Origin of the sequence: Microcystis sp. BLCC-F209 (assembly GCF_041928595.1) — a bacterium.
Taxonomy (GTDB): Bacteria; Cyanobacteriota; Cyanobacteriia; order Cyanobacteriales; family Microcystaceae; genus Microcystis.
Map to the genome: position 1 here is coordinate 1 of NZ_JBHFLL010000022.1, position 26,242 is coordinate 26,242.

Below are 26,242 nucleotides of genomic sequence, written 5' to 3' on the forward strand. Positions count from 1 at the left end.
AAGCCACTCTTAATCGTGTCTTGGAACGAAATAGAGGCTTTTAAAGACTGCGTACATGGAGAATTAAAACAAGAATTACCCTCGAAAAGCCTATTTTTCCACTAAGTATTTATGCTCATTGCAAAGGTGAGATGCTCCCTAATGGCTTGCCCGTGAAATTCCAGTTATCTAGCTGGTTGCGGTTTATTAATATTTATTAATTAGCAGAATTTGTAATTAACTAGCTAAGTCTCTTGATAGCCGACTCAAGGCTAAAAAATTTATTTAGTAGTAATTACACTTATGCTCGATCAACTATTGCCTTTAGATACCCCACACCTTAATAATTAAGTATAGAATAGCCAAGTCTCCAAACTATCGCTTAACCAAAACTTCTATTATCCTGATGAGAAACCTCTATTTTCTTTTGCCCGGTACTACTTCTCCTTTTGGTGGGGGTGGACTGTGGGCAGAAATGAAAACCGTCAATTTGGCTAGTCAAATTTGTACCGCCCAGATTGTGACTTATCGTCAAAAAGAGTTAAATTATCCTTTTTTAGAGGATATACTCGCGAAAATAAACTCAGATGACAGTATTTTTGTGGTTAGCTGGGGTTTTGATCTTCCTAAACTGGTGCAAAAATTGCGATCGCAGAATATCATCTATCATGCCCATAGTACAGGTTACGGCTTCCGTTTACCCTCCGGCATACCAATTATCACCGTTAGCCGTAATACTATGGGTTATTGGGGAGAAAAAGCCCCTAATGCTTTGATTTACTATCTTCCTAATCAAATTGGCTCAGAATTTCTCAATTTAGGCTTACAAAGGGATATCGATGTCCTAGTACAGGGGCGCAAATCCTCAAAGTATCTTCTCAATCGTCTAGTTCCCGCCCTCCGTCCCCACTGTCGCGTTAAGGTTTTAGATAGCTATGTAGAGGATTTAGTGGGATTATTCAATCGCAGTCGGGTTTATCTCTACGATTCGGCTGAATATTGGGCTGTAAACGGTTTAACGGAGGGTTTTGGCTTACCACCCCTAGAAGCTTTAGCCTGTGGTTGTACGGTATTTTCTAGCGTTAATAGCGCCCTAGCCGATTATCTCGATCCCGGTTTTAATTGTCAAAAAATCGGGGCTTATTCCACTCAATACGATCTGGAACGTATTCTTAATTATGCCCGTAATTTTCCCGTTAATTCTTTACCGGCTAATTTTATCGATGATTATCATCCTGAAAAATTACTACCACGTTTTGAAACAATTTTAAGAGAAATTAATGATTTCTTTGATATTAAAAAACGCTATCCGGCTGATATAGAAGGTTTAGAACCCCTGCGACTTAAAAAATTATGGATGCAGAGTTCTCTGGCTAAACTTAAGAAAAAACTGTTTAAGTAAACGCATCAACTTTTTGACAGAGAAAGATCGATCGACTATTCAGTTATCAGTGAGCAGTGAGCAGTGAGCAGTTATCAGTGAACAGGGATATCGGGAGAAAAAAGCTGATGGCTGACTCCCCAAAAAGAAAACTTTCTACTTCACCATTAAGATAACTGCTATATAATTATTTCTAACTCTTACCCCGAGGATATTTATGAAGCGAGGAATTTACATTACCGCTAATGACCGAGTTATCGAGCAGGCGATCGCATTAATGAATAGTATTCGTTTGTACGATCCCGATTCTCCCGTCATCTTGATTCCCTACGACAATAATTATCAAAAAATTGCCGATTTATTGGCAGAAAAATATGGCGTTATTCTCTATCCCGATCTGCAATTAGTGGAAGAATTGGCACAGAAAATTTATGATATTTTCGGAGAAAAATTCTTTGCTCGTCCCAATCAATTTCGCAAGCAGGTGTGTTGGTTTGGAGAATTAGATCAATTTCTTTATATCGATACCGATATCGTAGTTTTTGAAAAAATAATAGATAATCTAAATTTTCTCGATACCTACGATTTTCTCTGCTGTGATTACCAACACAAAAAAGGTATTGCTGATGTCTTTAATCCGATTGTTTTAGAACAAGCAATCTTCACAGAAAATGATCTAACTGGAATGTTTAACGGTGGTTTTTGGGCTAGTAAAAAGAATCTGTTCTCAGAACAGGAATTATATGGTGCTTTTCAAGAATGTGCCGCTCATCCAGAATATTTTGATTTTTCTCAAAAAACCTCCGATCAACCGATTATTAATTATACCATTCTCAAACGAGTTCCCAATCGGTTTAATATTATCCGCGCCCCGGGTTGTCAAGCGGGAAATTGGGCGGGAAGTTCTCATTTTCAATCTCAGGGGAATATCTTAATCGATCCGAGATTAAATCAGCCCTTAAAATATTTACATTGGGCAGGAATTCATATTGAACCGGGATGTCCCTACTGGGATATCTGGAAATATTATCGTTATCTAGATGATCCTAATCCCCCCGCAGATCCGCCAGCAAGCAAACCAAAAAATCCGTTTCAGAGATTGTTAGATAAAATCAAATTATAGGTTTTATTTTTGGTGCATCTCCTATTTGTGACGTTCTCTCACCTATAGGTGAGCAACAGCAGTTATTAAAAGAGGGCGAAGGCAATTCGCCCCTACAATAATATTATTTTCTGAGATAAGGTGAAAGGGAACAAGTGTTTTTTTCAACCCTATAGCTTAATTTAACTCCAATCCTGTTGCTCCTCGCTTTGGCGAATTTGATACACTTGTCCGTGACTGTGCAGTTGTCGAGTTTTTGCCCATAAACTAGCTTCATCTAACTGCCATTTTTCTAGGATTAAATCTAAATCTCTTTGGATTTCTCTTGCCCCCGGAAAGTTTTGATAACGTATGCGTAAACGAGCGCATTCAGCTAAGTTTAAATCATTGGGTTCTGATTGCAGCAGCTGATCAACAATCGGGCGATCGAGTCTTTCCTGTGGATGTTGTTGTTCTTGATTTTTACTAACCATAATTAATCGAACCAACCGATTTCGGAATCCGTTAACTCTGTCGGGGTAGGATTGGGGGCAATATAACGGGCCAAAGTTGCCATTTCAAAGTTATAAAGACTGGGTTTCTTCGGCGCAGGTTTGGTAATTGGCGACGGTTCAGGGGTGGGAGTGGGACTATTTTCTAGGGTTTTAATTTGATTATATAATTTTTCAATTAACTGTTTTTTCTCGGTTAATTCCGTCTGGGATTGACTTAATTGACTCGATAATTTTTCAATTAACTGTTTTTTCTCGGTTAATTCCGTCTGGGATTGACTTAATTGACTCGATAGTTTTTCAATTAACTGTTTTTTCTCGGTTAATTCCGTCTGGGATTGACTTAATTGACTCGATAATTTTGCCACCAAAGTGTTTTTTTCCGAGAGGACAGATTCTAACTGCTCGGTCTGTTGTTGTAACTGCTGTAACCTGACAGAGAGTTCCAGCTGTTCTTTAAGTTCTTTTTCCAGAGAAATAACTTTTTCTTGGAGAGTTTGCCCATTTTTCTCGGTTTTTTCTAACTCTGCCGTCAAGTCGTTAATTTTTGCCTGTAGGGTGGCGTTTGTTTCCTTAGAACGTTTGGGAGAAGGAGAGGTTTGGGATTCTACCTCTTTATTAGCTTCTGTACGGATGAGATCGTTTAAATTACCTTTGGTCATAAGCTCTGCAAATAGGATATTACGATAGAATCGGATACTGTCAAGAAATCTCTTGGTTTAGGCAATCGATAATTAAGTGGGTGGGTGGAATTAAATATAAGATGAACGTAGGTTGGGTTGAAGCATGAAACCCAACGCCCGATTATGTTACGCTACCGCTAACCCATCCTACAAATAATTGTGCCTCCCTACTTATTACCCCGATATACAAGCTTGATTAAGCTGGGGAATTGTTCCATAGGTTTTATTGTATAGCTTGAGGTCGATCGATCCCTGTCCATTTAAGGAATGAGAACAAATACCTAAATCTCAGTTTCGCCAGTAAGATTCTAAATTTTTCTGTAGTTAATAATACGGAATACTAAATTTGTGTCAGACTAAAGGTAGAAGTCGATCGCACCTGTGGCAAGGATAAATTTATGAATATTGAAGAAAAAGCGCGTCTCAATCTAACCCAAGAACGACAAGCAGAAGGAATGCTCGAAGAAAATGTCTTAACTCGTACAGGGGAGCTTTTGGGGGAAGGAGAGGCAGAAACTGCGAAAGCGCGGGTTTTGTTAACTGAAAATCGCCAAGAAGAAGGAAAACGTCAAGATCAAATCTTAGAACGTTCGATCGAAGCTATGCAATAGCCTTTAGGTGAAGACTGGGAATGTCCACAAAAGTTATAGATAAATATCTGTAGAGACGTGGTTAACTGCGTCTCTATCTCAATTACCGATAACTAATCACTGTTAAACTAATCACTGTTCACACTCTGGACAGTGAAAAAATGCAGATCCGAAGAAAACACCCCAATCCTGCCGTCAAAGTTGAGAGTTTGAGTTATGTGGTGAAAGTGCCGGAGGCACAACCACAAAATATTTTAGAAGAAATCGTTTGGCATAAGGAGATCGAAGTCGATAAATTGCGCGAAAGGTTGCCTTTATTGGAATTACGCAAAAAAATAGCTAATACTGCGCCACCTTGCGACTTTTTAGCTGCCTTAAAACAGGGTAAAACCCAACCCGCTTTGATTGCCGAAGTCAAAAAAGCTTCTCCTAGCAAGGGAGTTATCCGCGAAGATTTTGATCCTGTAGCGATCGCCCGTACCTATGAACAGGGAGGAGCCACTTGTTTATCGGTTTTAACCGATAGTAAGTTTTTTCAAGGTAGTTACGAAAATCTTACCCTCGTCCGGCAAGCGGTATCTTTACCCCTATTATGCAAGGAATTTATCCTTTATCCCTATCAAATCTACTACGCTCGCTCTAAAGGAGCCGATGCTGTCCTTTTAATTGCCGCTATTTTAAGCGATCAAGACCTAGCATATTTTGTCAAAATTGTCAAGGGTTTAGGGATGACAGCTTTGGTAGAGGTGCATAGTCTGGCCGAATTCGATCGAGTGTTAGCCATTGAGGGAATCGAACTAATCGGCATTAATAACCGCAATTTAGAGACATTTACAGTCGATTTAGACAATACTCGCCAATTACTAGAAGCCAGGGGCGAAAAGGTGCGAGAAAAAGGTATTCTGAGCGTCAGCGAATCGGGATTACACACAGCAACAGATCTGGCTAAAGTGAAGCAAGCGGGAGCAAATGCGGTTCTAATCGGCGAATCTTTGGTAAAACTGCCCGATCCTGCCGCAGGTATCCAGAAACTCTTTGAAAATCGGGAATAGGAGTTAGGAAGTGGGGAGAGGGAATTATGAATTATAAATTATGAATTATGAAGTGGGGAATTGGGGAGATGGGGAAGCTGTCTCATCACCCTATCACCCCAAAACCCTATCACCCTATCTCCTGAATCCTGATTCCCGACTACTGATCACTGATAACTGACAAGGCTATCTGCCGGGATATAATCAGAGTTTGCCGAATCTTAAATCATCCCCTCAGAATTGATGCGATCGAGATTTGGTTTTTTATCTTTGTTAAATATGGCCCAACGAGAGAGGACGAACCATGGAAAATAAAAATATGTTGATGATTCCCGGCCCCACACCAGTGCCGGAAGCGGTATTATTGGCTATGGCTAAAGCACCCATCGGTCATCGGACGGGTGCTTTTAGCAAGGTAATCGCCGAATTAACCGAAAATCTCAAATGGTTGCATCAAACCAGTGGCGATGTCTTAATGCTAACCGCTTCGGGAACCGGTGTCATGGAAGCGGGAATTATTAATTTTCTCAGCCCCGGCGATCGAGTTTTGGTGGGGGATAATGGTAAATTTGGGGAACGTTGGGCGAAAGTGGCGAAAGCCTACGGCTTAAATGTGGATTTAGTTAAGGCAGAATGGGGTAAACCCCTAGATCCAGAAGCATTCACCGCTAAACTGACCGAAGACAAGGAAAAAGCCATCAAAGCGGTAATTATCACCCATTCGGAAACTTCCACTGGGGTCCTCAATGACTTGGAAAGCATTAACAAAGCGGTAAAAGACCACGGGGAAGCTTTAATCATCGTCGATGCTGTCACCAGTTTAGGAGCCTATCATATTCCCATCGATGAATGGGGTTTAGATGTGGTCGGTTCTGGTTCCCAGAAAGGTTATATGATTCCTCCCGGTTTAGGTTTTGTTTCCGTGAGCCAAAAAGCTTGGAAAGCCTACGAAACCGCCAAACTACCCCGTTTTTATCTAGATTTGGGCAAATACAAAAAAGCCACCGATGAGGATAGTTCCCCCTTTACCCCTCCAGTTAACCTGATGTACGGTTTACAAGCTTCTCTGCAAATGATGAGAAGAGAGGGATTAGCGGCAATTTTCGCCCGTCACCAACGCTTAACGAAGATGACGCGGGCCGGTATGCGCGCCCTGAATTTGCCCCTCTACGCGGCGGATTCCTGGGCTTCCACGGCGATTACTGCGGTGGCCCCCACTCTGGTGGATGCGGAAAAAATTCGTTCGACTCTCAATAAAAAGTTCGACATCGCTCTCGCTGGTGGTCAGGATCATCTCAAGGGTAAAATCTTCCGTATCGGTCATTTAGGTTTTGCCAGTGAGAGGGATATCCTCACGGTTATCGCTGCCATTGAAGCGACTTTAATCGAGTTAGGTGTCGAAGGTGTCACCCCCGGCGCCGGTGTGGCTGCCGCTGCCTCGGTGATGGTGCAGGGTTAATCTTGGGTTGGCTTTTCCCCTTCTCCCCAAAGAGGGGGATTTTTGGCTCTCTTAGGTTTGGTGGGTAAAATGTAGTCTAAGATACAGTCTTGGGGCAGTGAGTGGAAAGAACCACAGAGACACAAAGGACACAAAGACTGATCGCTACTATATAAGTTAAACTTATCATACAAAGAATAAGAGAGCCAAAAACCTTGTATTATCATTATTCAGTACACAAACTGGTACAAAAAAAGAGGGCAACAAAGCCTGAAACGACCGGCTACTGAATCCTGACTCCTGACTCCTTACCCCACAGTTAACTTTACTTTTGTCCAACTACTTAATCCCACTTAACCGTTTACTTTTGACTTGATTGCGGGCCAATTTGGGGCAAATGCAAAGCCGGATCCTGCGCTGTCCAACCGACGGGAGTATCTAAGCGCACCTCAAAATGAAGATGGGGGGGAATAATATCCGGTTGTCCCGTGGTCCCAACCGCACCGATAACGTCTCCTGCTCGTACCCGTTGGTCAATTCTCACTGTAACCCTGCTTAAATGAGCATAACGGGTCTGCCGACGACCTAAATGATTAATTACTACCAAATTACCATAGGCCCCTTCCTGACCCACATAAATCACTAGACCATCCTCGGCGGCTAGAACAGGTGTACCAACATTTGCGAGAAGATCAATACCACTATGAAAAAGATTTTTCTGTTCCGTGGGGCTTTTTTGCCAACCGTAGGCTAATCCGACAGTGCTGGCAAAGGGTAAGGGATAAGAACTTAATCCAGTATAATCCGATCGCTTGCTGGCGGCGGACCAATTGGTGCCGGGGATAAAAACTATTGTCGGCCGGCGACCACAACCGTTAAGCTCAAAGAGTATATCGGCACGAATACCATAGGCCGCTTCTAAATCGCGCCAAGTGGAACCCTTGGGTGCTTCGATGCGAATGCCGTTCATCGGGGGAATAAAGATTTCTTTCCCGACCGGGGCCAAACCATTTTTGAGAATAGTCGGATTGAGTTTAATTATCGTTGCCGGGATAAGAGCGTATTTTTCGGCGATGGAGGCGATCGTTTCTCCCGCTTGGATTCTATGGCGTTGTAACCTTGATAAAATCGGTGGGGGACAAACATTATCAGACCCTTGGGCAAAAATTAATTTTTGATTTAAGCCCAAAAAACCTAGACAAAAAAACAAAATTGTGCTAGTCAAACTTAGCCAACTTTTCTCGCTTCTGATTCTCCGACCCATGACCATAAAAAAACCGATTTCTTAATTACAAAACCCGGAGAATACTGGGAATACTGTCAATAGCTTCTAAAGACTCTATTGCCACTAAAGCGTTGCGGAAATTGCCCTCGCGCACATCGTGGGTGACAACGACAATTTCGGCTAAATCACCCCTAATACCAATTTGTACCACGGATTCTAGACTAACCCCATGGTCACCGAAGGCCATACCTAAATGACCGATTACCCCCGGCACATCGCGACAGAGAAAACGAGCATAAAAACGGGTCGATAAATCCTCCATCGGAGCGATTTGACAATAATGCTGGTGAACACAGCTTAAAAGCGGGTCAAGTTCCTTGGTTTTGCCACTACTTTTTAAAATTCCGACGATATTCATCACATCCGATACTACCGCGCTGGCCGTCGGTCCGCTACCGGCACCCGGTCCATAAAACATCACTTGTCCCAGGGGTTCCCCCTCGACCAGAATAGCGTTATAGACTCCGTTAGCATTAGCGAGGGGATGGGTTTTCGGGACTAGGGTTGGATGAACCCGCAACTCTAAAGTATCGGCATCTTCCTTAACCGTGTCTTTCGCAATCGCTAATAATTTAATCACAAATCCCAGTCTATCAGCGTAGGCGATATCGACGGCGCTAACTTGCCGGATACCTTCACAGTAAACATCTTCCCGTTTTACCCGACCTCCAAAACCCAAAGAAGCTAAAATAGCGATTTTATCGGCCGCGTCGAATCCATCCACGTCCGCAGTGGGATCCGCTTCTGCATAGCCTAATTCCTGAGCTTTGGCCAGAACTTCACTAAAATCTGCCCCTTTTTGGCTCATTTCCGTGAGAATATAGTTAGTTGTGCCGTTGACAATTCCCATAATGCTGCTGATGCGATTAGCTCCGAGGGATTGTTTCAAGGGTTTAATGACGGGAATTCCACCACCCACGGCCGCTTCTAGGAGGACATAAACCCCTTTTTCGTTGGCCTTGGCGTAGATTTCATCGCTAAAACGGGCAATAACTGCTTTATTTGCCGTAACAACGTGCTTTCCCGATGCGATTGCCTGGAGAATTAAAGAGCGCGCCGGTTCCAAACCACCCAATAATTCGACAATAATATCAATTTCGGGGTCAGTAACGATCGATTCTAGGTCAGTGGTCAACAGCTGGGGAGAAAGCTCGATTTCTCTCGGTTTATCTAGGGATCTAACTCCCACTCGTCCAATGGTAATCTCTTTGAGTACGGGATGACGACCAAAAGGATCGAGGAGGATTTTCGCTGTTCCCGTCCCCACAACCCCGAAACCGAGTAAACCAATCTTAAAGGTCACGCTTTTATCTCCTGCTAGTCCGACGCAAAAAATACTAATGGCCAAGCTGTCGCCATTGTCGATTTTATCATTACAAGGTCTTTGTCTGTGGAGTTTTCTTTTGCTTCCCTGACACCACTAACACAGCTTAAATGGTCGGAGTTAGCCAATTTTCAGCCCGCGAATCGCATAATCTAATAATTCGATAGGATGGATAACGGGTGTATCTTTGCCCTGTAATTGTAGATGTTTTTTAATTTGTAGGGAACAACCCGGATTAGGAGAAGCAATCACCGCGGCCCCAGTATTTAATAAATTGCGTACTTTCTGCTGACCTAATTGATCGGCAGTATCTGGCTGTAGCATATTATAAACTCCGGCACTACCACAACACAGGGCCGCATCGATAGGTTCTTTTAAGTTAATATTGGGGATTTTTTGCAATAATTGCCGTGGCTGCACCGAGATTTTTTGTCCGTGTAAAAGATGACAGGCATCTTGATAAACTAGGGTTAATTCTGTCTCGGTAATCGGCGATAAATCAGCAGTTAACCCCACTGCGGCTAAAAATTCTTGAGCATCGCGTACTTTAGCCACAAACTCCTTAGCCTTATCTTTGTATTCAGGATCATCGGCTAAAATATGATGATATTCCTTGAGAGTATGACCACAACCCGCCGCATTGATAATAATATAATCAACCTCGGTTGCTGCGAAACTATCTATCATTTGTCTGGCTAAACTTTGTGCTTGTTTTTCCTGTCCTTGGTGTGCGGGTAAAGCGGCACAACATCCCTGGGTTTTTGGGATAACCACTTCACAACCATTGGCAGTTAAAACCCGCACTGTTGCTTCATTTACCGGCGAGAAAAAGAGGCGCTGCACACAACCTAAAACTACTCCCACCCGATAGCGTTTTTCCGTTTGGGAGGGAATAACATCGGCATAGTTTTTAAACAGAGAATTTAGAGTAATTTGGGGTAGAATCGATTCCATGGCCGCTAGACGGGGAAAGAGCATTTTTAAGATACCCGATTTCCTGACTAGGGTTTGTAATCCCAGGGTTTGATATAACCAGAGGAAAGGTAAAAATAATTTGAGACGGACGGGATAGGGAAAGAGATTAAAAATGAGAAAACGAATAATTTTATCTTTAAAACTGCGGGGTTGATTGCGTTCCACTTGCGGACGAACTGCGGCGATTAATTGATCGTATTGTACTCCCGATGGACAGGTACTAACACAGGCTAAACAGCCTAAACAAGTATCAAAATGTTGGCTAGTGGTTTCGTCTAAAACCGCTTCCCCTTTATTGATGGCATTCATCAGATAAATTCTGCCCCGGGGGGAGTCCATTTCTTTGCCAATGACTCGATAACTGGGACAGGTAGATAGACAAAAACCACAGTGAACACAACTATCGATTAATTCTTGGGCAGGGGGATTCTTGGGGTCAAATCCTTGACTTTTTTGGTCGATTAATTCTTGAAAGTTAAGGGAATGTTCGGAGGTTTGCATAATTTTTAATTAGATTTTGTTAAGAAAGCGTTCAGGACTAAAAATACCTTGAGGATCGAATTTAGTTTTTATGGTTTTCATCATGGTAATTGCGTTACCTGTATAACCCCAAGGTTCAATTTTTTCTTTTAGGGATGGAGGTGCGGTTAACACCGTTAAATAACCCTGATTGCCATGGCATAAAGAGCGAATTTTGTCAAGATTTTCCTCCGATTTTAAGATAACTTTACCCACGCCGCTACTAATATTAATCGAGGCTAGTCCGTTAATTTGGTCGATCACTAGAGCTAAATTGCTGGGTAATAATCCTATTTTGCCGAAAAAATTGCCCTCTTGGTCATAATTATCCATTGTTTTTCGGTATCTTTGCCATAGAGAAATTTCTTCCTCATCCCGATAATAATTAGTCTGACAATCTAACTGTTGTCCTAAATAACTCACCTGTTGCGATTGTTCGCTAATACTTTCGGGAATGCTTTGAAAACGCAGCAGTAAAGCGACTTTTTCCCCTAATCCTAGTGCTTGCGTCATCCCTGGGTTTAAACATTCAGCCACGGTGGGAGTTAAGGACGATTGCCGAATAACTTGACTTAATTTGCTAATATTTTCGCTATTTCCTCTAATTATCAGGGTTTCTGAGTTAGGGGTTTCGGGATAGAGTCGCAGGGTAATTTGATCGATAATCCCTAAAGTGCCGTAGGAACCCGTAAATAGCTTCATCATGTCGTATCCCGCCACGTTTTTCACCACACGCCCTCCGGCTTTAGCAATCTCGCCATCGTGACGGATAAAGGAGAATCCTAGGATCAGATCCCGGACTCCACCGTATCTTTGCCGCCATGTTCCCGCATCGGCCGTGGCCATAATACCGCCAATCGTGGCATTATGGGCGAAACTGGGATCAAGAGGAATAAATTGACCGCTAGGAGCTAAAAAAGCCTGTAAATCTGCTAGTTTAAGCCCAGCTTCCACGGTTATAGTTAAATCTCCCCTAGCGTGGTCAATAATCCGGTTGAGATTTTGGGTACTGACTAAAATATCCGGCGACTCGACTAATCCACCCCAATCTAATTTACTGCCTTGACCGTAGGCCAATAAAGACAGACGATTTTCGTTGGCAAAACGCACCAGAGAGGCTAAAGCGGCCGTATTAGCGGGATAGACTATAATTTCAGGACTTTTGCCCCTAATTGCCCTTGATAATCTTTCTTGTTCCTCTTTTGGCACTTGTGGCCAGGCAATAACCGTCGTGTCGGGGGGTAAAATAGAAGTTATCTGAACAGCAATCGCAGTCATATTTGACAAAAGAATTGAGGAGTGAGGAGTCAGGACTTACCGGCCGATAATCCAGAAGAATGGGGGTAATGCTGGGGCTAATCAGTAATTTTGGGCCTCTGTTAATCAGATTACCTTAGTTTGGCTCCCCATCTCCGATGTCGGGCAATTCCAGTCATACTGAAGCAGTAAAAAAGCTCTCTTGCATAAATCAAAAAATTTTCGGCAAATGTAGGGAAAAAGCGAGAGGTTAAAGGGAAAATTATCCTTTTGCCTCTTGCCTCTTGCCTCTTGCCTCGTCTCAACAAGCAATTTAAATTACGAACAGCTTAACTGCTAAATTAGCCATACACTCGTGCCATAATGGTAGATTACCTCGATCAGTAAGCCAAGAAGTAATGAGTGTAAATTGGACGAATAGCCGCGCCAAGCGATTAAGTGCCTTACCCCCCTACGTTTTCGCCCGCTTGGATGAATTAAAAGCCTTAGCCCGCAAAGAAGGACTAGATTTAATCGATTTAGGTATGGGCAATCCGGACGGTGCTGCCCCGCGTCCAGTTATCGAAGCGGCCATTCAAGCTTTTGAAACCCCCCAATTTCACGGTTATCCACCCTTTGAAGGAACCGCCAGTTTCCGAGAAGCGATCGCTAAGTGGTATTATCGCTCTTATGGTGTGGAACTCAATCCCGATAACGAAGCTTTACCCCTGCTCGGTTCCAAAGAGGGCCTATCTCACCTCGCCCTAGCTTATGTTAACCCCGGCGATGTGGTCTTAGTTCCCAGTCCCGCCTATCCCGCCCATTTTCGCGGTCCCTTGATTGCCGGGGCGACGCTATACCCGATCATTTTAAAAGCGGAACAGGATTGGCTGATAGATATCGATTCTATCCCCGAAGATGTGGCTAAACAGGCGAAAATCCTCTATTTTAACTATCCCAGTAACCCCACCGCCGCCATTGCCCCCCGGGAATTTTTTGAAAGAATCGTTGCTTGGGCCCGGCACTATGAGATTATGCTCGTCCACGATCTCTGTTATGCTGAATTGAGTTTTGATGGTTATCAGCCCACCAGTTTATTAGAAATTCCGGGGGCAAAAGAGATTAGTGTCGAATTTCATACCCTCTCGAAAACCTATAATATGGCCGGGTGGCGCGTCGGTTTTGTCGTGGGCAATTCCGATATTATTCAAGGGTTACGCACCCTGAAAACCAATCTCGATTATGGCATCTTTTCCGTTATCCAAAAAGCGGCCGAAACCGCCCTACAACTGCCGGATGAATACGTCAAACAAGTACAGGAAAGATACCGGCAGCGACGAGATTTTTTAATCAAAGGTTTGGGACAATTAGGTTGGGATATTCCCCCCTCTAAGGCGACAATGTATCTCTGGGTCCCCTGTAGCGTCGGTATGACTTCCACGGATTTTGCCCTCAGTGTCCTGCAAAAAACTGGTGTTGTTGTCACTCCGGGCAATGCTTTTGGAGAGGGAGGGGAAGGTTATGTGCGCGTCAGTTTAATTGCCGATATCCCGCGATTAGGGGAAGCTTTACAGCGCCTCGAAGATGCGGGAATTCGCTATCAGTGAGGAGAATTTTTCCCCCTGAACCGGCCAAATCCCTCTAGGCACTGACTAAAATTGCGATTATGATGGAATTTTATCGCGGTAGCTTGCCACTTCCATGACCTACAGCTTAAGAATTGCCGATATTCCCGTCAGTGAAAGACCAAGGGAACGTTTAATCAGTGTCGGGGCGAAAAACCTCAGTAACGCCGAATTATTAGCGATTTTACTGGCTACAGGTCAAGGTAAAGGCAAACTCTCGGCGGTGGGTTTAGGACAGCATATTCTCAACGAATTGAGTAAATATCGTCGGGATCCTTTGGACGTTTTGAGGGATATTCACCCCCAGGAATTAACCGCTATTCATGGCATTGGACCGGCTAAGGCCACTACTATTCTAGCGGCGATCGAATTGGGAAAACGAGCTTTTCAACGACGACCGACGGAAAAAATGGTCATCGATAGTCCTGATACCGCTGCCGCTATCCTTGGCCACGAACTAATGTATCAGTCTCAGGAACGTTTCGCCGTTATTTTACTCGATGTCAAAAATCAGTTAATCGCACTCAAAGTGATTACTATCGGCACAGCCACGGAAACACTGGTACATCCGCGAGAAATCTTTCGAGAAGTGGTTAAACAATCAGCTACTAAGTTAATTATCGCCCATAATCACCCCACCGGGTCACTTGTGCCTAGTCAAGACGATATTTTACTCACAGAACAATTATTACAGGGGGCTACCTATTTAGCCATTCCTCTCCTAGATCATTTGATCCTCGGTAATGGCAACTTCCAAAGTCTTCGCCAAATCACGGATCTTTGGGAAAAATATCCCCAAGAAGATTGACAGAAAAGACATTCGATCAAGTAGTTTAATTTTTTAGCCGTTTCAATTGGGCGTTAATTTCTGCAAACATTATGCGATCGCTGTAAAGGATTGGGGAGAAAACCAAAAATTTTGGCCGCTCCTCCTAAAATGGCAACAACCAAAGCTATCAGAATCCCCCGATTGGTAAACTCCTGATAAGCGACTCTTGCAGTTAACCCTTTAATTTCTGCGGTTAGTCGCTCATCTAAAGCTTTAATGTCCCCTCTTAATTCTGATTGTCCTATCTCTAGCTTGTTTAAACGCTCGTTGACATCTCTTTGTAAAAAGTCGATTTTCCCCTCAATCCTTGTCAAGACAGCCTCAAGGGAATAAGTGACCGTTTCGTTAGACATTTTGCTAAACTCCTAATTAAGTAATCTCAATTAATTGTTAGATAGTGGCGCAGACTTCTGATTCTTTGCATTTTATCTTTAATTGTAACCGGCTACTTAGTCGATGAGTCGATGATAGGTGCTGCGTTACAACGGATTGTCACCCTCGAGTCAAAGCAGCAATTTTGGCCGTCTCACGCACCCTTTCCTCCCCACTTCCCAATTCATAATTCATAATTCACAATTTATAATTCCCATGGGACCGAAATCTGGGTAAAATTTGAGAGATACAATCGGTCAATTGGGCATGGATTATAAAGAAGCGGGCGTGGATGTGGAAGCGGGACGCGCTTTTGTCGAGAAAATTCGCCAAAATGTGGAAAGTACCTTCCGTCCTGAAGTTATCGGCGGTTTAGGCGGTTTTGGCGGCTATTTTCAGTTACCTTCCGGTTATCGGCAACCGGTGTTAGTATCGGGAACTGATGGCGTAGGAACCAAGCTGAAAATTGCCCATAGTCTCAATTGCCATGATACGGTGGGAATTGACCTCGTGGCCATGTGCGTCAACGATGTCTTAACCTCTGGGGCTGAACCTTTATTTTTCTTGGATTATCTCGCCACTGGTAAACTGGAAGCGTCACAGTTAGCGGCGGTGGTATCGGGAATCGCTAGGGCCTGTCGTGATAGTGGTTGTACTCTTTTGGGAGGGGAAACGGCGGAGATGCCGGGTTTTTATTCGGCCGGAGAGTACGATTTAGCGGGTTTTTGCGTCGGTATTGTCGAAAAAAGTCAATTACTCGACGGCAGTAAGGTGCAAATCGGCGATGTGGCTATCGGTTTAGCCAGTAGTGGGGTTCACAGTAACGGTTTTAGTCTTGTTCGTAAGATTATCGACACCCAGGGCTTAAATTGGCAAGATTGCCCCGAAATTTTGACCGGCTCTAGCTTAGGTGAAGTTTTGTTAACTCCCACTAGACTTTATGTTAAACCTGTGCTGGAACTGCTGCGCTCTGGGTTAGATATTCACGCCATGGCCCACATTACCGGGGGTGGCATCCCGGAAAATTTGCCCCGCTGCTTAGGTAAAGGGCATTCTGTGCAGATTTACCGCGAAAGTTGGCCAATTTTGCCGATTTTTCACTGGTTAGCCCAGATGGGATCGGTTAATTCCGAAGCCATGTTTAATACTTTTAATATGGGTATCGGTTTTGTGATCATTGTCCCATCGGATCTGGCGCAATTGACTATTAATCAACTACAATCCTCTGGGATTAATGCCTACCAAATCGGCGAAGTGATTGCCGGCAAGGGGGAGATTGTTGGGCTTGATTAAGCTACAAAAACTCTTTCAGCAAACCCTACTTAGGGTCTGCTGAAAAAGTAGGGGCGAAGCATTCGGATAGGAAATCTACGGTTTCAGCGATAGGTTATTGCCCGAATGCTTCGCCCCTACAGGACGCGATCGCCGATAAAGAGGCAAGGTTTTGAAGCACGATTCTCTCAAAACCTTGCACCCGTTTCGCAAGAAAAGCCACAAAACCCTTACCTTGCCTATATTTCACATTTATTCAGCCAACCCTAGTTAATAGATTGTATCCCGTTGACGGGCGGGGCGATCGAGGGATTTAATCGCCGTTGCTAATTCCTCGACGGTCAAACAAGTACCGCCCACGGCCCCGGCCATAGTGGTAATATGTTCTTCCATGAGAGTGCCACCGAGATCGTTGCAACCCCAGTTTAAGGCTTCTGTCGCCCCCTGTAAGCCCAATTTTACCCAACTGGGTTGATGATTTTTAATGCTATTGCCCAGATAAATCCGCGCCACTGCCGTTAATTTTAATGTATCGGCTAAAATTGGTTGATCTCGTCCGACTCGATTTCTCAGGGGTTTGGGGGCTGATTGTCCCACAAAAGGCAATAAAATAAATTCGGTGATTTTAGCTGGATAATTATTTTCTAGGGCGATTTCTTGCTGTTTTCTAATTTTTTCAAGGTGCTGCACCTGTTGGCTAGGGGTTTCAATATGACCGCAGAGCATGGTACTGGTGGTATGTAATCCTAAGCGATGGGCAGTACCGACTATTTCTAACCAAGTGGCAGCATCGATTTTTTCTGGACAAATTACCCGTCTTACCTCATCGACTAACACCTCGGCAGCCGTCCCCGGTAGAGAATTGACTCCTGCTTCTTGCAGGGAAGCGATAACTTTTTCGTAACTTAAACCGTCTTCTCTAGCGATAAATTGGACTTCTTGGGGCGAAAAAGCGTGTAAATGCAGGTTGGGAAAAGCTTGTTTCAGGTTTTTAACAATTTCGATGTAATAGTCTAAGGAATTACCCTTAATCTTGGCTTTTGGGTTTAATCCTCCCTGCATACAAATTTCTGTGGCCCCACGACGGACAGCATCCGCCGCTTTAGCGATAATTTCCTCTAAATTAAGCCAGAAAGCCCCCTCTTCATTTTCATCGCGTCTGAATGCACAAAAACTGCAATGCTGCTCGCAAATGTTACTAAAATTAATGTTGCGATTGATCACGTAGGTGACGGTATCTCCCACCTGTTGACGACGCAAAAAGTCGGCCGTTTCCCGAATCTGGGCAATTAAACGGTTATCGGTAGTTTCTAGCAAGATAATCGCTTCTTTTGCCGATAAATTTGCCCCTGACCGCGCTTTTGCCAAAATATCGGTTACGGGTGCGGTGATGGAGGAGTTAGTCACGGGAAATAAATATTAAGGGTTGCCGATCCTAATTGTAGAACGAGGTCAGAAGGAACAGTAAAGAAAGAGAGCCGATTTAATCCTTTTTCTGTTCCCCATTCCCTTGTCTGCACGCGGTAATTTCCGGTTGAGAGCCTTTATTGCAGGGTGGTTTGTTTTTCCTGTTCTTTTTGTTGACGTTTTTTCTTTTCTGCTTCTAGGGCATCTTCGATCACCTTGAGCAGCTGATCCATTTTATCAAGATTACCGCGATAAACATCGAGGTCTTTTTGCAGTTTCTCGCCGGAGAGATGGAGAATTTCTGAGAACTTTTGCAAAATTGGTTCGCGTTTTTCTTTTTCCTTGATCATGTCCGGTTGTGCTTCCGCTAAAATAGTATAGAGACCGATGGCAAACAGGCGACTATACTTAAACTTAGGCGCGTTGATCAGGGAAACTAGACTATCCGACAACTGATTGTCACCACCTAGAGCCTGGTTTTGCAGTTGGGAGAGCAAGGAATCAATATTAGTTTCTTTGGCAATAGCGATCATATTTTCGGCATCACGACGATAGACTTCGGGATTACCGTTAACCGCTTGGCACAAAGCATTAAAAATATTCGGTTTATCCTCCCCCGGACGATAGCCTTCCATGAACTTCTCGAAAGAAGTAACCACACCGAGGGCATAAATTGGATCATAATGGAAATCTACATTAACGGAGAGCAGGTGCATCTCGACTAATAATTCCTCAACCACGCGCCGATACACCGAATTGATGGGGCGGGTGTGGCGAGTATAAAAATCACGCTTACTATCGGAAACGGTGCGAATTTTATCCACAGAACCAAACTTCATAAAAATTTAACACTGCTCTCATTTTCCCCCTTCTGGTTCCCCCTGACAAGGCCGGTGATTACCAAAGAGCGGCAAGCAGTCAGTCCAGAGAGAGCAAAAGAGCGAGTAAGATAGGGCATGGGGAAATGGGGGAATGGGGGAATGGGGAAATGGGGGAATGGGGAAGTGGGGAAATGGGGAAATGGGGAATTTCAACTAAAACCCCAACACCCTAACACCCCAACACCCTAGCACCCTAACACCCTAACACCCTAACACCCTAACACCCCAACACCCCAACACCCCAACACCCAACAGCTTTTTCACTTTTCACTTGACTATATGGCTAATCAAGACGACAAAATCAAAATTATCAGTGACAACCGGCAAGCACGCCATCTCTACGAGATTTTAGAGACTTTTGAAGCGGGGGTGCAGTTACTGGGGACAGAGGTTAAATCTGTGCGCGCCGGTAAGGTGAACCTGCGGGATGGTTACGTTTTAGTCCGCAATGGTGAAGCGGTGTTAATTAATGTTCATATTTCCCCCTACGAACAGAGTAGCGAATATTTTAATCACGATCCGCGCCGGACGAGAAAATTGTTGATGCACAAAAAGGAAATCAGCAAACTCATCGGTCAAGTGGAACAGAAAGGCTTAACTCTTGTGCCTTTAAAGATGTATTTTAAAGGTAGTTGGGTAAAAATCAGCATTGGCCTCGGTAGAGGCAAGAAATTACACGATAAACGCGAAGATTTGAAACGTCGTCAGGATCAACGGGATATGGCGCGAGCGATGAAGCGTTAACAAAATATGGCACGGGAAGTCCCCACCCTAGAGGGAAGCGGGGGGATGTGCCGAGTGCCTCCTTTCCACTTTTCAAAAAACTTATCTGTATATTTAATCACTCAATCAGAAGCGTCTGCCTTTGAAATAGCAGTTTTTAAATAGGAAACTACCTCATTAATTGCTACTTCTGACGCTTTTTTACCGGCTCTTTCGACTAATTCCACCTTACCCGATTTGAGAGATTTACCCGTGACAATGCGATAGGGAATCCCAATTAAATCCGCATCTTTGAACTTAACTCCCGCACGTTCATTCCGGTCATCCAACAGGGTTTCAATGCCGGCTTGATTTAACTCATTGTATAAACTTTCGGCGGTTTTTACCTGCTCGGCATCGGCTAAATTAGGAATAACCACAATCGCTTGATAGGGGGCAATAGCTACGGGCCAAATAATGCCATCTTTATCGTAGGATTGTTCTACGGCTGCCTGGGCTAAACGCGATACTCCTATACCATAACAACCCATACAAATGGGGGTAGATTCTCCCGCTTCATTAGTATAAAAAGCGTTCATAGCTTGAGAATATTTATAACCCAATTGGAAGATATGACCGACTTCAATTCCTCTAGCACTTTGCAAGGTTTGATTAGGATCGTGAATAGCTCGATCGCCTACCCGGGCTTTGCGTAGATCGACGATTAATTCCGGTAAGATAAAATCTTTACCCCAATTGGCCCCCACTACATGAAACCCGGTTTCATTAGCACCGGTGATAAAGTTTTCTAAGTCTGTCACCGTGTTGTCTGCTATGCGTAAAAATTTAGAAGCAATATCGCTGGCTTTTTTGAGCAAATTATCTTCTAAGTCGGGAGCAATATAACCTAAAGGTAAAGGTTTAGTTGCCCATTGCTGTTGAGCGGCAGCATCGGGTATTTTTAAAGCCAAAATTGTTTTAGCATTGTAACGGCCCGCCTGTCTAACTAATTCATTTTGTAGTTTAACTTCGTTAACCTCTTGATCGCCGCGAATGCTCACCAAAACTAAAACAGTTATGCCGCTATCATACACCACTTCGTAGAGAACATTTTTGACGATAGCGGTGGCGGAACAATCGAGAAATTTAGCTAAACTTTCGATCGTGTTGGTGTTAGGAGTCTCTTTTTTAGTAAACTTTTTAAAGGGAGAAGCCACTTTATCGGCCGGCAAAGAAACGGCTTTTTCCAGATTAGCCGCATACTTTTCATCGCCGGTAAATAAAACCTCATCTTCTCCAGCATCAGCTAAGACCATAAATTCTTGGGATGCGGAACCGCCAATCGCTCCAGAATCGGCTTCTACTGCCCGAAAAGCTAACCCACAACGGCGAAAAATATTGCGGTAAGCTATATCCATCGCTTGATAGGTTTTCTTTAAACATTCCTCGTCGAGATTGAAAGAATAGGCATCTTTCATAATAAATTCCCGTCCCCGCATTAAACCAAAACGAGGGCGAATTTCATCTCGAAATTTAGTTTGAATCTGATATAAATTAACCGGTAATTGTCGATAGGAACGAATTAAATCACGAGCGACGGCAGTAATTACTTCTTCGTGAGTCGGTCCTAATCCTAACTCCCGCTTTTGCCGGTCCGTCAGGGCAAACATAATCCCTTCTGCTTTTGTGTAGGTGTCCCAACGGCCTGATTCTTGCCAGAGTTCCGCCGGTTGCAGTTGGGGAAGTAAACATTCTTGGGCACCGGCTTTGTTCATTTCTTCCCGGACTATCTGGGAGACTTTCTGCAAAACCCGCCACATCAGGGGTAAATAGGCGTAAATACCGCTGCCGATGCGACGAATGTAACCGGCACGGATCAAGCATTTATGACTAGGGATTTCCGCCTCGGCTGGATCTTCCCGGAGAGTGACAAAAAGCTGTTGAGAGAGTCGCATCCTATCGATATCCTTTTGAACAGAAGACTCTCTATTATCTCATCAAAGGAGAGCGACTGCAATTATCAATTACTTGTGTTGACAAACAATAACAGCGATCAGTTTACCGATTCTCAGGTATTTCCCCTCACAACTTGAGACTGGTTGGAGAAGCATTGAACCCTAGTTCCAATTGCCTAACTCCCTTGTTCTCTACTCTAGGAAATATGAGCGTTCAGGTCGATCGCTGTTATCGTCGTTATCGAGACAGAATGTAACTTTAACAGGGTTTACTCCTTTGTGAACTTGACCTTTATAACCTTGCCAGTCGATCTGTCAGGGAAGCTTTTTTCTTTAGCTTCAATTATTAATATAACATCGGATCGGGGCTAGAAATCTTTCTCTTAATCAAAGTTTACATTACTGGGATCAAGGAAAAGCCTTGATGTTTTGACGCTTGACCGACCATAACTCTTATTATCCAAAAATTATGGCAGGAGTAACCTCAACAGTAGTCAAAGAAAGCGCAGAAGAATAGACCTCTGGTAAAAATCAAAAATTGTTGTTAGGGTTAGGAGTCAGTAGCCGGTCGTCAGGAGAATTAGGAATGAACAATAATCAATTAAATGGTCTATTTAAGGATTTTATGCAATTTAATCCTTATTCTTACCGTTTTTGAACCCTCAAAAATTAATTATGCAAGAGGTTTAATGAACTAACTCAACAGACCAAAGAAGCAATCACCGTTAGGGAAAAAGACAAACTGCCACTAAAACAAGAAAAAGCTCCCACCCTCAAGGTGATAGCTAAAAGTTGAGGGCATCATAGAAACACAGTGCCAGCCTGGTTGTGTAAATATCGTGAGCAAGGCAACGAAAAGAACTTTATAAGATGAATCGGAACGATCCCTTAAACTTCCCGTTGCCCAGGTCCCAGTGAGACAGGTGAGTAATATACTTATCCACAGGGAGGCTTGATTGGGGTGCTATATATACAACCAGTCTCAATGGCTGGCTGGTACGAATTATCGTGTCTGACTTCATATATATTCTTGTTCCCCAAACAGAAACATCTTTGGCCTGTTTGCCGACAAGATACAAAGCTGAAATGATTGTGGCATCCGAGGCGATGCGGGCGGCGAATGGGATCGATATCGCTCCTAAAGAACTCTTCGCCTTCACCATAAACTGCAAGGTTCTTGGCGCTATGAGTTGGACTCTGGTAAATGTGTAGCCATCTGAAGATGCTCCCTGCTTGAGATAGTCACTGCTTAGTCTCTCAATGATATCGAGATCAATTTCATGATCTGGCACTTCCGAAGGGAGGCGCGTCGGCAGGGAAAATCCCAAGAAGTTGTGATCGGCAAATACGTCCTCAGCAGTGTAAGCCGTTTCTATTTGACCCATTTCATCTATGGTTATATGCCCGGGCCCGTGAAACCCATTAAAGTGATTGCTTACTGAATAGCAATAGGCCCCTGCGTGTTGGATTAACAATGGATCTCCAGGACTCTGGCCTTCTAAATTGGTCGATGGTAGCAATATATCGCCGGCAAAACAAAGTGGCCCTCCGATAGCATCGTCCCCTTGAGTAGGCAGGGTGCGATGATTGCGATCGATAATTTGGTGGCTCCATGAGAGGAGAGTCACCTTGATTAGCTGGTCGGAGCCAACATCAACAATAGCCCAACGTCTGCCCCGCATCTGCTTAAGCTCGCGGATACGAGTCAACAAGGCGACGGCATTACCAACCAGTGCGTGTCCAGGCTCGACTATGTACTCAATACCGGGTAACAAGTGTTTCTTTAATGCTTCTGTGTACTCTGGGATGGTTGGAAACTGTTGCCCGTCATGGAAGTCAATGCCAAGCCCACCGCCAAGATTTAGTTTTCTCATGCAATGATTCGAGCCGGCCTCGATTAAGTTTTTCAAATGATGAATAAACTGAATCGAATGACTAAATGCCGATACATTATCCATCTGAGTACCAATATGGATATGCAAGCCAGCTATAGGTAGTTGGCAACTGGCCAGCGCATCTGGCAATTCCTCGGATGGGATGCCAAACTTACTGTTGGGCGAGGCGTGAGAAACCAGATCCTGCCAATCAGTATTGTGGAAATATTCCACCGGTTTTTCTGGGTTAACCCGAACCAGCAAGCTCCCACTCCAATCCTTGCCATAAAGCTTATGTTGAAGGTCATCTAATATAGCTTGGGAGTCAGCAACTACTGTTGAGCCTCCATCGAGGAGATCTACCATTAGCTGGCGGTCGGGCGCCGGACTGTTGTATGTGATCCGATTTAACGGGAATCCGCAAGAAAGGGCCAACTCAACTTCATATTTAGAAGAGCAGTCTGCGGAGCATCCCAGGGATGCCAGTTCATTCAGAATCGCCATCGACGGATTAGCCTTTACCGGGTAAGCAACCTGAGATGGACTGCCCACAAGCTCCACAAAGTGGGACAGGTTCCGACGAAGCTGACCGAGGTTCAGTATATATAAAGGAGACCCATGGCGTTTTGCTATCTCCTCGATGTCAATCGATCGCGTCCAAGTTTCCATAATCTCTTCCATAATCTCGCTTTTGTCCAACGCCTAGCATCAACCCCCATCCCTATTCAAGATTCATGAGGGACTTCCTGGTATGGTGTCGGGTGGGTGCTGGCACTTTGAAATGCCTTCAGCTATTTTGCTGCCACTTTTTCTAATCTGGTGGTGGCCGATTGTATTACTGCCACCGTCCTAAGAAAGTGCCAGTGTGGAAGGACTGAAAGCCTTGGAGAGCAGTTCCGACCACGAGTTATATAACATCTCGGATACTGATAGCCGTTAATGGCAATGGGTGAATGAGTATTTGTTCTCATATACAAAGCGGGAAGATCCTAAATTATTAATTAAACCGCTCCCTGCGGTTTAGCACCTTTCCCTATGCTACTATTCCACTTCCATCGGTCTAATACCCCCTAAATGAAACTTAATAGCGCACTCTGCGGTTTAAGAGAAAGACCTTAACTTTGCTTACATCTAAGGGGATTAGTGAGCATCCCGCCTAGGGTTTATTAATAGCTTGGGTAATAGCAATCCAGACTTCGCTTTGTAAGCGTCAAATTCAGGATAGCGGGAGAGGGAGCGGTCTTTTTTAAGCATATTGGGAATGAAGACCCCGGCGATGAATCCCCCCAAAATCAGAAAAGGGAGCCAATGTTGGGCTAACAGGGCAAAACTGAGATAAATTAAAATCTCTCCTAAATAGTTGGGATTACGACAACGACTAAAGAAACCTTCGGTGATCAATCCTTGCCTATATTTAAGGGTAAAATACTTTTGGGCATCGCTACCGTAATGGAGAAATACCCCCATGATATTGATCGCTATGGCTGCGGATATTAAAGGGGCGGCAGCCGTGACCTTCCCACTAACAATAATAAAAGGGGCTGCCCAATATAAACCGAGAACGATAAAAGTAAATATTCCCATAGCCACCGATATTTCTTTTTCCCACTGTTGATCCGGATATAATCTATCCTTGATCAACCACATCAGACCGTAAGTTCCGTGCAGAGCAAGGTATATCCAAGCAAGCAGGGTAAAATTATTATAAAAAGCCATTAGGCCCAATATAATTAGAAAAGTCAGGAATTTATGCCAATTAATCGCGTGTTTTATCTTCATTATTTTCTTCAAAGTAGAAATCAATCCGATCGAGCCACTGCTAAACAATTATAACTACTAACGTTTCCATCCGGTCTTTGACATCGCTTGAGAATAAAAAATAAAGGTCGGGGACAGTTGTTAAAATCCATAATTGCTGGCCCGGTATTCTCCTCTAATTTCCCCAAAGAGTCATTAATCGGCAAATAATCCTAGATCATCAGCACCAGCTTCTGATCTGGTCTGTCAGGTTAACATAGTGTGATTAACTCTCAAGTTATGAATTGTTTCTCCCTTCTCCCCACACCCTAGACCCCACTCTCCTATGCCTTTTAAACAGGATTTAGTCTAACACCACCATCGAATACTGTTGGAAGTGCGTTGCAAGGGAGACCCTTGCAACGAGGTAAAAAGCACTTTCGGAGCTTCTCGATTTTCTGTGATCATCAGTGCTTATCATTCGATGGAAACTTTTTTTTGAGAATCGGTAGAAATCCTAAAACCAATACTGTACCCAAGATACTTAAGGAGGGTTCAGGGACACGCGTCAAGACAAATCCATTCATCGTAAAGATGCGATTTATATTGACACTATTGCTAGTTTGTCCAGTGACACCAAACTGATTACCCCCCGTCCAAAAACGCGCAATAACATCATTGATTCCGTTAGCCTTAAATTTCAACACGGCACTTCGACCCTGATTCAATCCGTAAGCTAAATTGTCGTGAACATTGCTGAAGGATGTTCCCCCGTTTGTACTAAGTTGCACATCCACAACACCCTGTTGGTTGCTTAAATCAGTCAAAGGTATCGTGAGCGAATAGGAACCAGCCACTAAGCCAGCAAATTTTAAATCCTGTCCGAGATTTATACCATCACGCCCAGCAAAGTCGCGCAATAACAAATTTGTACCACTTCGTTCAATCATGCGAAAAGCCGGTGAACCGGAAACAGAAGCCAGCGTCACACCAATGCCGGTACCAGTATCCATTGAGCCAGTGTAACCAGTGGAGCCAGATAAATATGTGCGAGTCCCCGGTGTCCCGTTGTTGCTAAAAATAAATCCTGCATATCCAGCAGCGACGGCGCTAGTGCTGGGACTAAAGTCAACTGATAGCTGGGATGCTGCTTGTCCGGGGACAGCAGCCGCCATCATCAGGCCTGCACCCGCCGCTAGGGCGATGGGAGCCAGCTTCAACTTGTCAAAGGTGCTATTTTTCAGTTTTGCATCCATGATTGTTTGATCGAGATTGATAAATTCGTTTGCGATCGCTGTTTCCGTCGGTTGGGTGAAGACACAGCAATACCCAACACCAAAAAGCACCGATAATCATACACACTTACCCCCCCCACATTGTAGCTAAAAATACAATTTAATAAAATCTTTATATTTTTCTCCTGCCAAGGTTCTACCTGTAAGAAGAAAAGGGAAGGAGTGTCTCCCTCCCCTGAGCGGTTAGACAAGAGCTAGAACCTCTGGAAATGCGTTGCAAGGGAGTTCCTTGCAACGAGATAGAAATGAGAAGAACCCT

At 44.0% G+C, this 26,242-nt stretch carries 22 protein-coding genes; 9 read left to right on the top strand and 13 right to left on the bottom strand.

The genetic code is table 11. From position 1 onward, the window contains the following. Positions 1–385 precede the first annotated feature (385 nt). On the top strand, positions 386–1,381 hold the full coding sequence (locus ACE1AQ_RS01095) for a glycosyltransferase (RefSeq protein ID WP_008200661.1): 996 nt from the start codon (positions 386–388) through the stop codon (positions 1,379–1,381). A gap of 196 nt (positions 1,382–1,577) precedes the next feature. Further along, positions 1,578–2,483 (top strand): Npun_R2821/Npun_R2822 family protein, encoded by a 906-nt coding sequence (locus ACE1AQ_RS01100; protein ID WP_110543761.1) that lies wholly within the window; start codon positions 1,578–1,580, stop codon positions 2,481–2,483. A gap of 161 nt (positions 2,484–2,644) precedes the next feature. Here the strand turns inward: ACE1AQ_RS01100 and ACE1AQ_RS01105 are convergent, their stop codons facing one another. Beyond that, positions 2,645–2,935 (bottom strand): DUF3288 family protein, encoded by a 291-nt coding sequence (locus ACE1AQ_RS01105; RefSeq protein ID WP_008200657.1) that lies wholly within the window; start codon positions 2,933–2,935, stop codon positions 2,645–2,647. A gap of 2 nt (positions 2,936–2,937) precedes the next feature. Then, positions 2,938–3,615: a hypothetical protein gene (locus tag ACE1AQ_RS01110; RefSeq protein ID WP_008200656.1), complete on the bottom strand. Its 678-nt coding sequence runs from the start codon at positions 3,613–3,615 to the stop codon at positions 2,938–2,940. 419 nt (positions 3,616–4,034) lie between these two features. Between ACE1AQ_RS01110 and ACE1AQ_RS01115 the strand changes: the two genes are divergently transcribed. The 3 genes from ACE1AQ_RS01115 to ACE1AQ_RS01125 all read left to right on the top strand — a co-directional run bounded on the left by ACE1AQ_RS01115 (position 4,035) and on the right by ACE1AQ_RS01125 (position 6,716). Beyond that, complete coding sequence (locus ACE1AQ_RS01115; protein ID WP_008200653.1) at positions 4,035–4,247, top strand: hypothetical protein; 213 nt, start codon at positions 4,035–4,037, stop codon at positions 4,245–4,247. A gap of 140 nt (positions 4,248–4,387) precedes the next feature. Continuing rightward, positions 4,388–5,278, top strand: a complete 891-nt coding sequence (gene trpC / locus ACE1AQ_RS01120) for an indole-3-glycerol phosphate synthase TrpC (RefSeq protein WP_110543758.1) — start codon at positions 4,388–4,390, stop codon at positions 5,276–5,278. A 283-nt stretch (positions 5,279–5,561) separates the two neighbouring features. Beyond that, the gene (locus ACE1AQ_RS01125) at positions 5,562–6,716 is read left to right on the top strand and encodes an alanine--glyoxylate aminotransferase family protein (protein ID WP_110543756.1); all 1,155 of its coding nucleotides are present in this window, start codon (positions 5,562–5,564) and stop codon (positions 6,714–6,716) included. Between the two features lie 340 nt (positions 6,717–7,056). Here the strand turns inward: ACE1AQ_RS01125 and ACE1AQ_RS01130 are convergent, their stop codons facing one another. The 4 genes from ACE1AQ_RS01130 to ACE1AQ_RS01145 all read right to left on the bottom strand — a co-directional run bounded on the left by ACE1AQ_RS01130 (position 7,057) and on the right by ACE1AQ_RS01145 (position 12,076). Continuing rightward, positions 7,057–7,965: a M23 family metallopeptidase gene (locus tag ACE1AQ_RS01130; protein WP_008200646.1), complete on the bottom strand. Its 909-nt coding sequence runs from the start codon at positions 7,963–7,965 to the stop codon at positions 7,057–7,059. 19 nt (positions 7,966–7,984) lie between these two features. Further along, positions 7,985–9,283, bottom strand: coding sequence for a homoserine dehydrogenase (locus tag ACE1AQ_RS01135; protein WP_039899902.1), 1,299 nt, complete (start codon positions 9,281–9,283; stop codon positions 7,985–7,987). Between the two features lie 141 nt (positions 9,284–9,424). Then, complete coding sequence (locus ACE1AQ_RS01140) at positions 9,425–10,780, bottom strand: (Fe-S)-binding protein (RefSeq protein ID WP_110543753.1); 1,356 nt, start codon at positions 10,778–10,780, stop codon at positions 9,425–9,427. A gap of 9 nt (positions 10,781–10,789) precedes the next feature. Beyond that, the gene (locus tag ACE1AQ_RS01145) at positions 10,790–12,076 is read right to left on the bottom strand and encodes an FAD-binding oxidoreductase (protein WP_008200635.1); all 1,287 of its coding nucleotides are present in this window, start codon (positions 12,074–12,076) and stop codon (positions 10,790–10,792) included. A gap of 377 nt (positions 12,077–12,453) precedes the next feature. On the opposite strand from ACE1AQ_RS01145, the gene ACE1AQ_RS01150 reads away from it, so the two are divergent. Both ACE1AQ_RS01150 and radC read left to right on the top strand, forming a co-directional pair. Further along, complete coding sequence (locus ACE1AQ_RS01150) at positions 12,454–13,641, top strand: aspartate aminotransferase (RefSeq protein WP_008200632.1); 1,188 nt, start codon at positions 12,454–12,456, stop codon at positions 13,639–13,641. Positions 13,642–13,735: 94 nt separating this feature from the next. Further along, positions 13,736–14,467: a DNA repair protein RadC gene (gene radC / locus ACE1AQ_RS01155; RefSeq protein WP_002753303.1), complete on the top strand. Its 732-nt coding sequence runs from the start codon at positions 13,736–13,738 to the stop codon at positions 14,465–14,467. A 53-nt stretch (positions 14,468–14,520) separates the two neighbouring features. Here radC and ACE1AQ_RS01160 read toward each other — a convergent pair whose 3' ends face one another. After that, positions 14,521–14,841 carry a DUF4164 family protein gene (locus tag ACE1AQ_RS01160; protein WP_008200630.1) on the bottom strand — a complete coding sequence of 107 codons (321 nt, stop codon included), beginning with the start codon at positions 14,839–14,841 and terminating at the stop codon, positions 14,521–14,523. A gap of 286 nt (positions 14,842–15,127) precedes the next feature. Between ACE1AQ_RS01160 and purM the strand changes: the two genes are divergently transcribed. Beyond that, entirely contained in the window at positions 15,128–16,153 is a 1,026-nt protein-coding gene (purM, locus tag ACE1AQ_RS01165; protein WP_072927053.1) for a phosphoribosylformylglycinamidine cyclo-ligase, read from the top strand. A gap of 249 nt (positions 16,154–16,402) precedes the next feature. On the opposite strand, the gene cofH is transcribed toward purM, so the two are convergent. Both cofH and psb29 read right to left on the bottom strand, forming a co-directional pair. Beyond that, positions 16,403–17,539 carry a 7,8-didemethyl-8-hydroxy-5-deazariboflavin synthase subunit CofH gene (gene cofH, locus ACE1AQ_RS01170; RefSeq protein WP_008200626.1) on the bottom strand — a complete coding sequence of 379 codons (1,137 nt, stop codon included), beginning with the start codon at positions 17,537–17,539 and terminating at the stop codon, positions 16,403–16,405. Positions 17,540–17,676: 137 nt separating this feature from the next. Continuing rightward, a complete protein-coding gene (gene psb29, locus ACE1AQ_RS01175; RefSeq protein ID WP_172456621.1) occupies positions 17,677–18,363 on the bottom strand; it encodes a photosystem II biogenesis protein Psp29 in 687 nt (228 codons plus the stop codon). 336 nt (positions 18,364–18,699) lie between these two features. Here psb29 and smpB point away from each other — a divergent pair, with 336 nt between their 5' ends. After that, on the top strand, positions 18,700–19,164 hold the full coding sequence (gene smpB / locus ACE1AQ_RS01180) for an SsrA-binding protein SmpB (protein ID WP_004162719.1): 465 nt from the start codon (positions 18,700–18,702) through the stop codon (positions 19,162–19,164). 101 nt (positions 19,165–19,265) lie between these two features. Here the strand turns inward: smpB and ACE1AQ_RS01185 are convergent, their stop codons facing one another. The 4 genes from ACE1AQ_RS01185 to ACE1AQ_RS01200 form a co-directional block, all read right to left on the bottom strand. Continuing rightward, the gene (locus ACE1AQ_RS01185) at positions 19,266–21,077 is read right to left on the bottom strand and encodes a proline--tRNA ligase (protein ID WP_008200515.1); all 1,812 of its coding nucleotides are present in this window, start codon (positions 21,075–21,077) and stop codon (positions 19,266–19,268) included. Positions 21,078–21,940: 863 nt separating this feature from the next. Further along, positions 21,941–23,632, bottom strand: coding sequence for a hypothetical protein (locus tag ACE1AQ_RS01190; protein ID WP_008200510.1), 1,692 nt, complete (start codon positions 23,630–23,632; stop codon positions 21,941–21,943). 459 nt (positions 23,633–24,091) lie between these two features. Further along, on the bottom strand, positions 24,092–24,730 hold the full coding sequence (locus ACE1AQ_RS01195) for an isoprenylcysteine carboxylmethyltransferase family protein (RefSeq protein ID WP_039899881.1): 639 nt from the start codon (positions 24,728–24,730) through the stop codon (positions 24,092–24,094). A gap of 425 nt (positions 24,731–25,155) precedes the next feature. Then, complete coding sequence (locus tag ACE1AQ_RS01200; protein ID WP_110543751.1) at positions 25,156–26,034, bottom strand: hypothetical protein; 879 nt, start codon at positions 26,032–26,034, stop codon at positions 25,156–25,158. Positions 26,035–26,242 lie beyond the last annotated feature (208 nt).

What these genes read in the sequence shown, in the direction of transcription:
- ACE1AQ_RS01095 (WP_008200661.1), top strand. Translation starts at nt 386, where the DNA reads ATGAGAAACCTCTATTTTCTTTTGCCCGGTACTACTTCTCCTTTTGGT.
- ACE1AQ_RS01100 (WP_110543761.1), top strand. Translation starts at nt 1,578, where the DNA reads ATGAAGCGAGGAATTTACATTACCGCTAATGACCGAGTTATCGAGCAG.
- ACE1AQ_RS01105 (WP_008200657.1), bottom strand. Translation starts at nt 2,935, where the DNA reads ATGGTTAGTAAAAATCAAGAACAACAACATCCACAGGAAAGACTCGAT.
- ACE1AQ_RS01110 (WP_008200656.1), bottom strand. Translation starts at nt 3,615, where the DNA reads ATGACCAAAGGTAATTTAAACGATCTCATCCGTACAGAAGCTAATAAA.
- ACE1AQ_RS01115 (WP_008200653.1), top strand. Translation starts at nt 4,035, where the DNA reads ATGAATATTGAAGAAAAAGCGCGTCTCAATCTAACCCAAGAACGACAA.
- trpC (WP_110543758.1), top strand. Translation starts at nt 4,388, where the DNA reads ATGCAGATCCGAAGAAAACACCCCAATCCTGCCGTCAAAGTTGAGAGT.
- ACE1AQ_RS01125 (WP_110543756.1), top strand. Translation starts at nt 5,562, where the DNA reads ATGGAAAATAAAAATATGTTGATGATTCCCGGCCCCACACCAGTGCCG.
- ACE1AQ_RS01130 (WP_008200646.1), bottom strand. Translation starts at nt 7,965, where the DNA reads ATGGTCATGGGTCGGAGAATCAGAAGCGAGAAAAGTTGGCTAAGTTTG.
- ACE1AQ_RS01140 (WP_110543753.1), bottom strand. Translation starts at nt 10,780, where the DNA reads ATGCAAACCTCCGAACATTCCCTTAACTTTCAAGAATTAATCGACCAA.
- ACE1AQ_RS01145 (WP_008200635.1), bottom strand. Translation starts at nt 12,076, where the DNA reads ATGACTGCGATTGCTGTTCAGATAACTTCTATTTTACCCCCCGACACG.
- ACE1AQ_RS01150 (WP_008200632.1), top strand. Translation starts at nt 12,454, where the DNA reads ATGAGTGTAAATTGGACGAATAGCCGCGCCAAGCGATTAAGTGCCTTA.
- radC (WP_002753303.1), top strand. Translation starts at nt 13,736, where the DNA reads ATGACCTACAGCTTAAGAATTGCCGATATTCCCGTCAGTGAAAGACCA.
- ACE1AQ_RS01160 (WP_008200630.1), bottom strand. Translation starts at nt 14,841, where the DNA reads ATGTCTAACGAAACGGTCACTTATTCCCTTGAGGCTGTCTTGACAAGG.
- purM (WP_072927053.1), top strand. Translation starts at nt 15,128, where the DNA reads ATGGATTATAAAGAAGCGGGCGTGGATGTGGAAGCGGGACGCGCTTTT.
- smpB (WP_004162719.1), top strand. Translation starts at nt 18,700, where the DNA reads ATGGCTAATCAAGACGACAAAATCAAAATTATCAGTGACAACCGGCAA.
- ACE1AQ_RS01185 (WP_008200515.1), bottom strand. Translation starts at nt 21,077, where the DNA reads ATGCGACTCTCTCAACAGCTTTTTGTCACTCTCCGGGAAGATCCAGCC.
- ACE1AQ_RS01190 (WP_008200510.1), bottom strand. Translation starts at nt 23,632, where the DNA reads ATGGAAGAGATTATGGAAACTTGGACGCGATCGATTGACATCGAGGAG.
- ACE1AQ_RS01195 (WP_039899881.1), bottom strand. Translation starts at nt 24,730, where the DNA reads ATGAAGATAAAACACGCGATTAATTGGCATAAATTCCTGACTTTTCTA.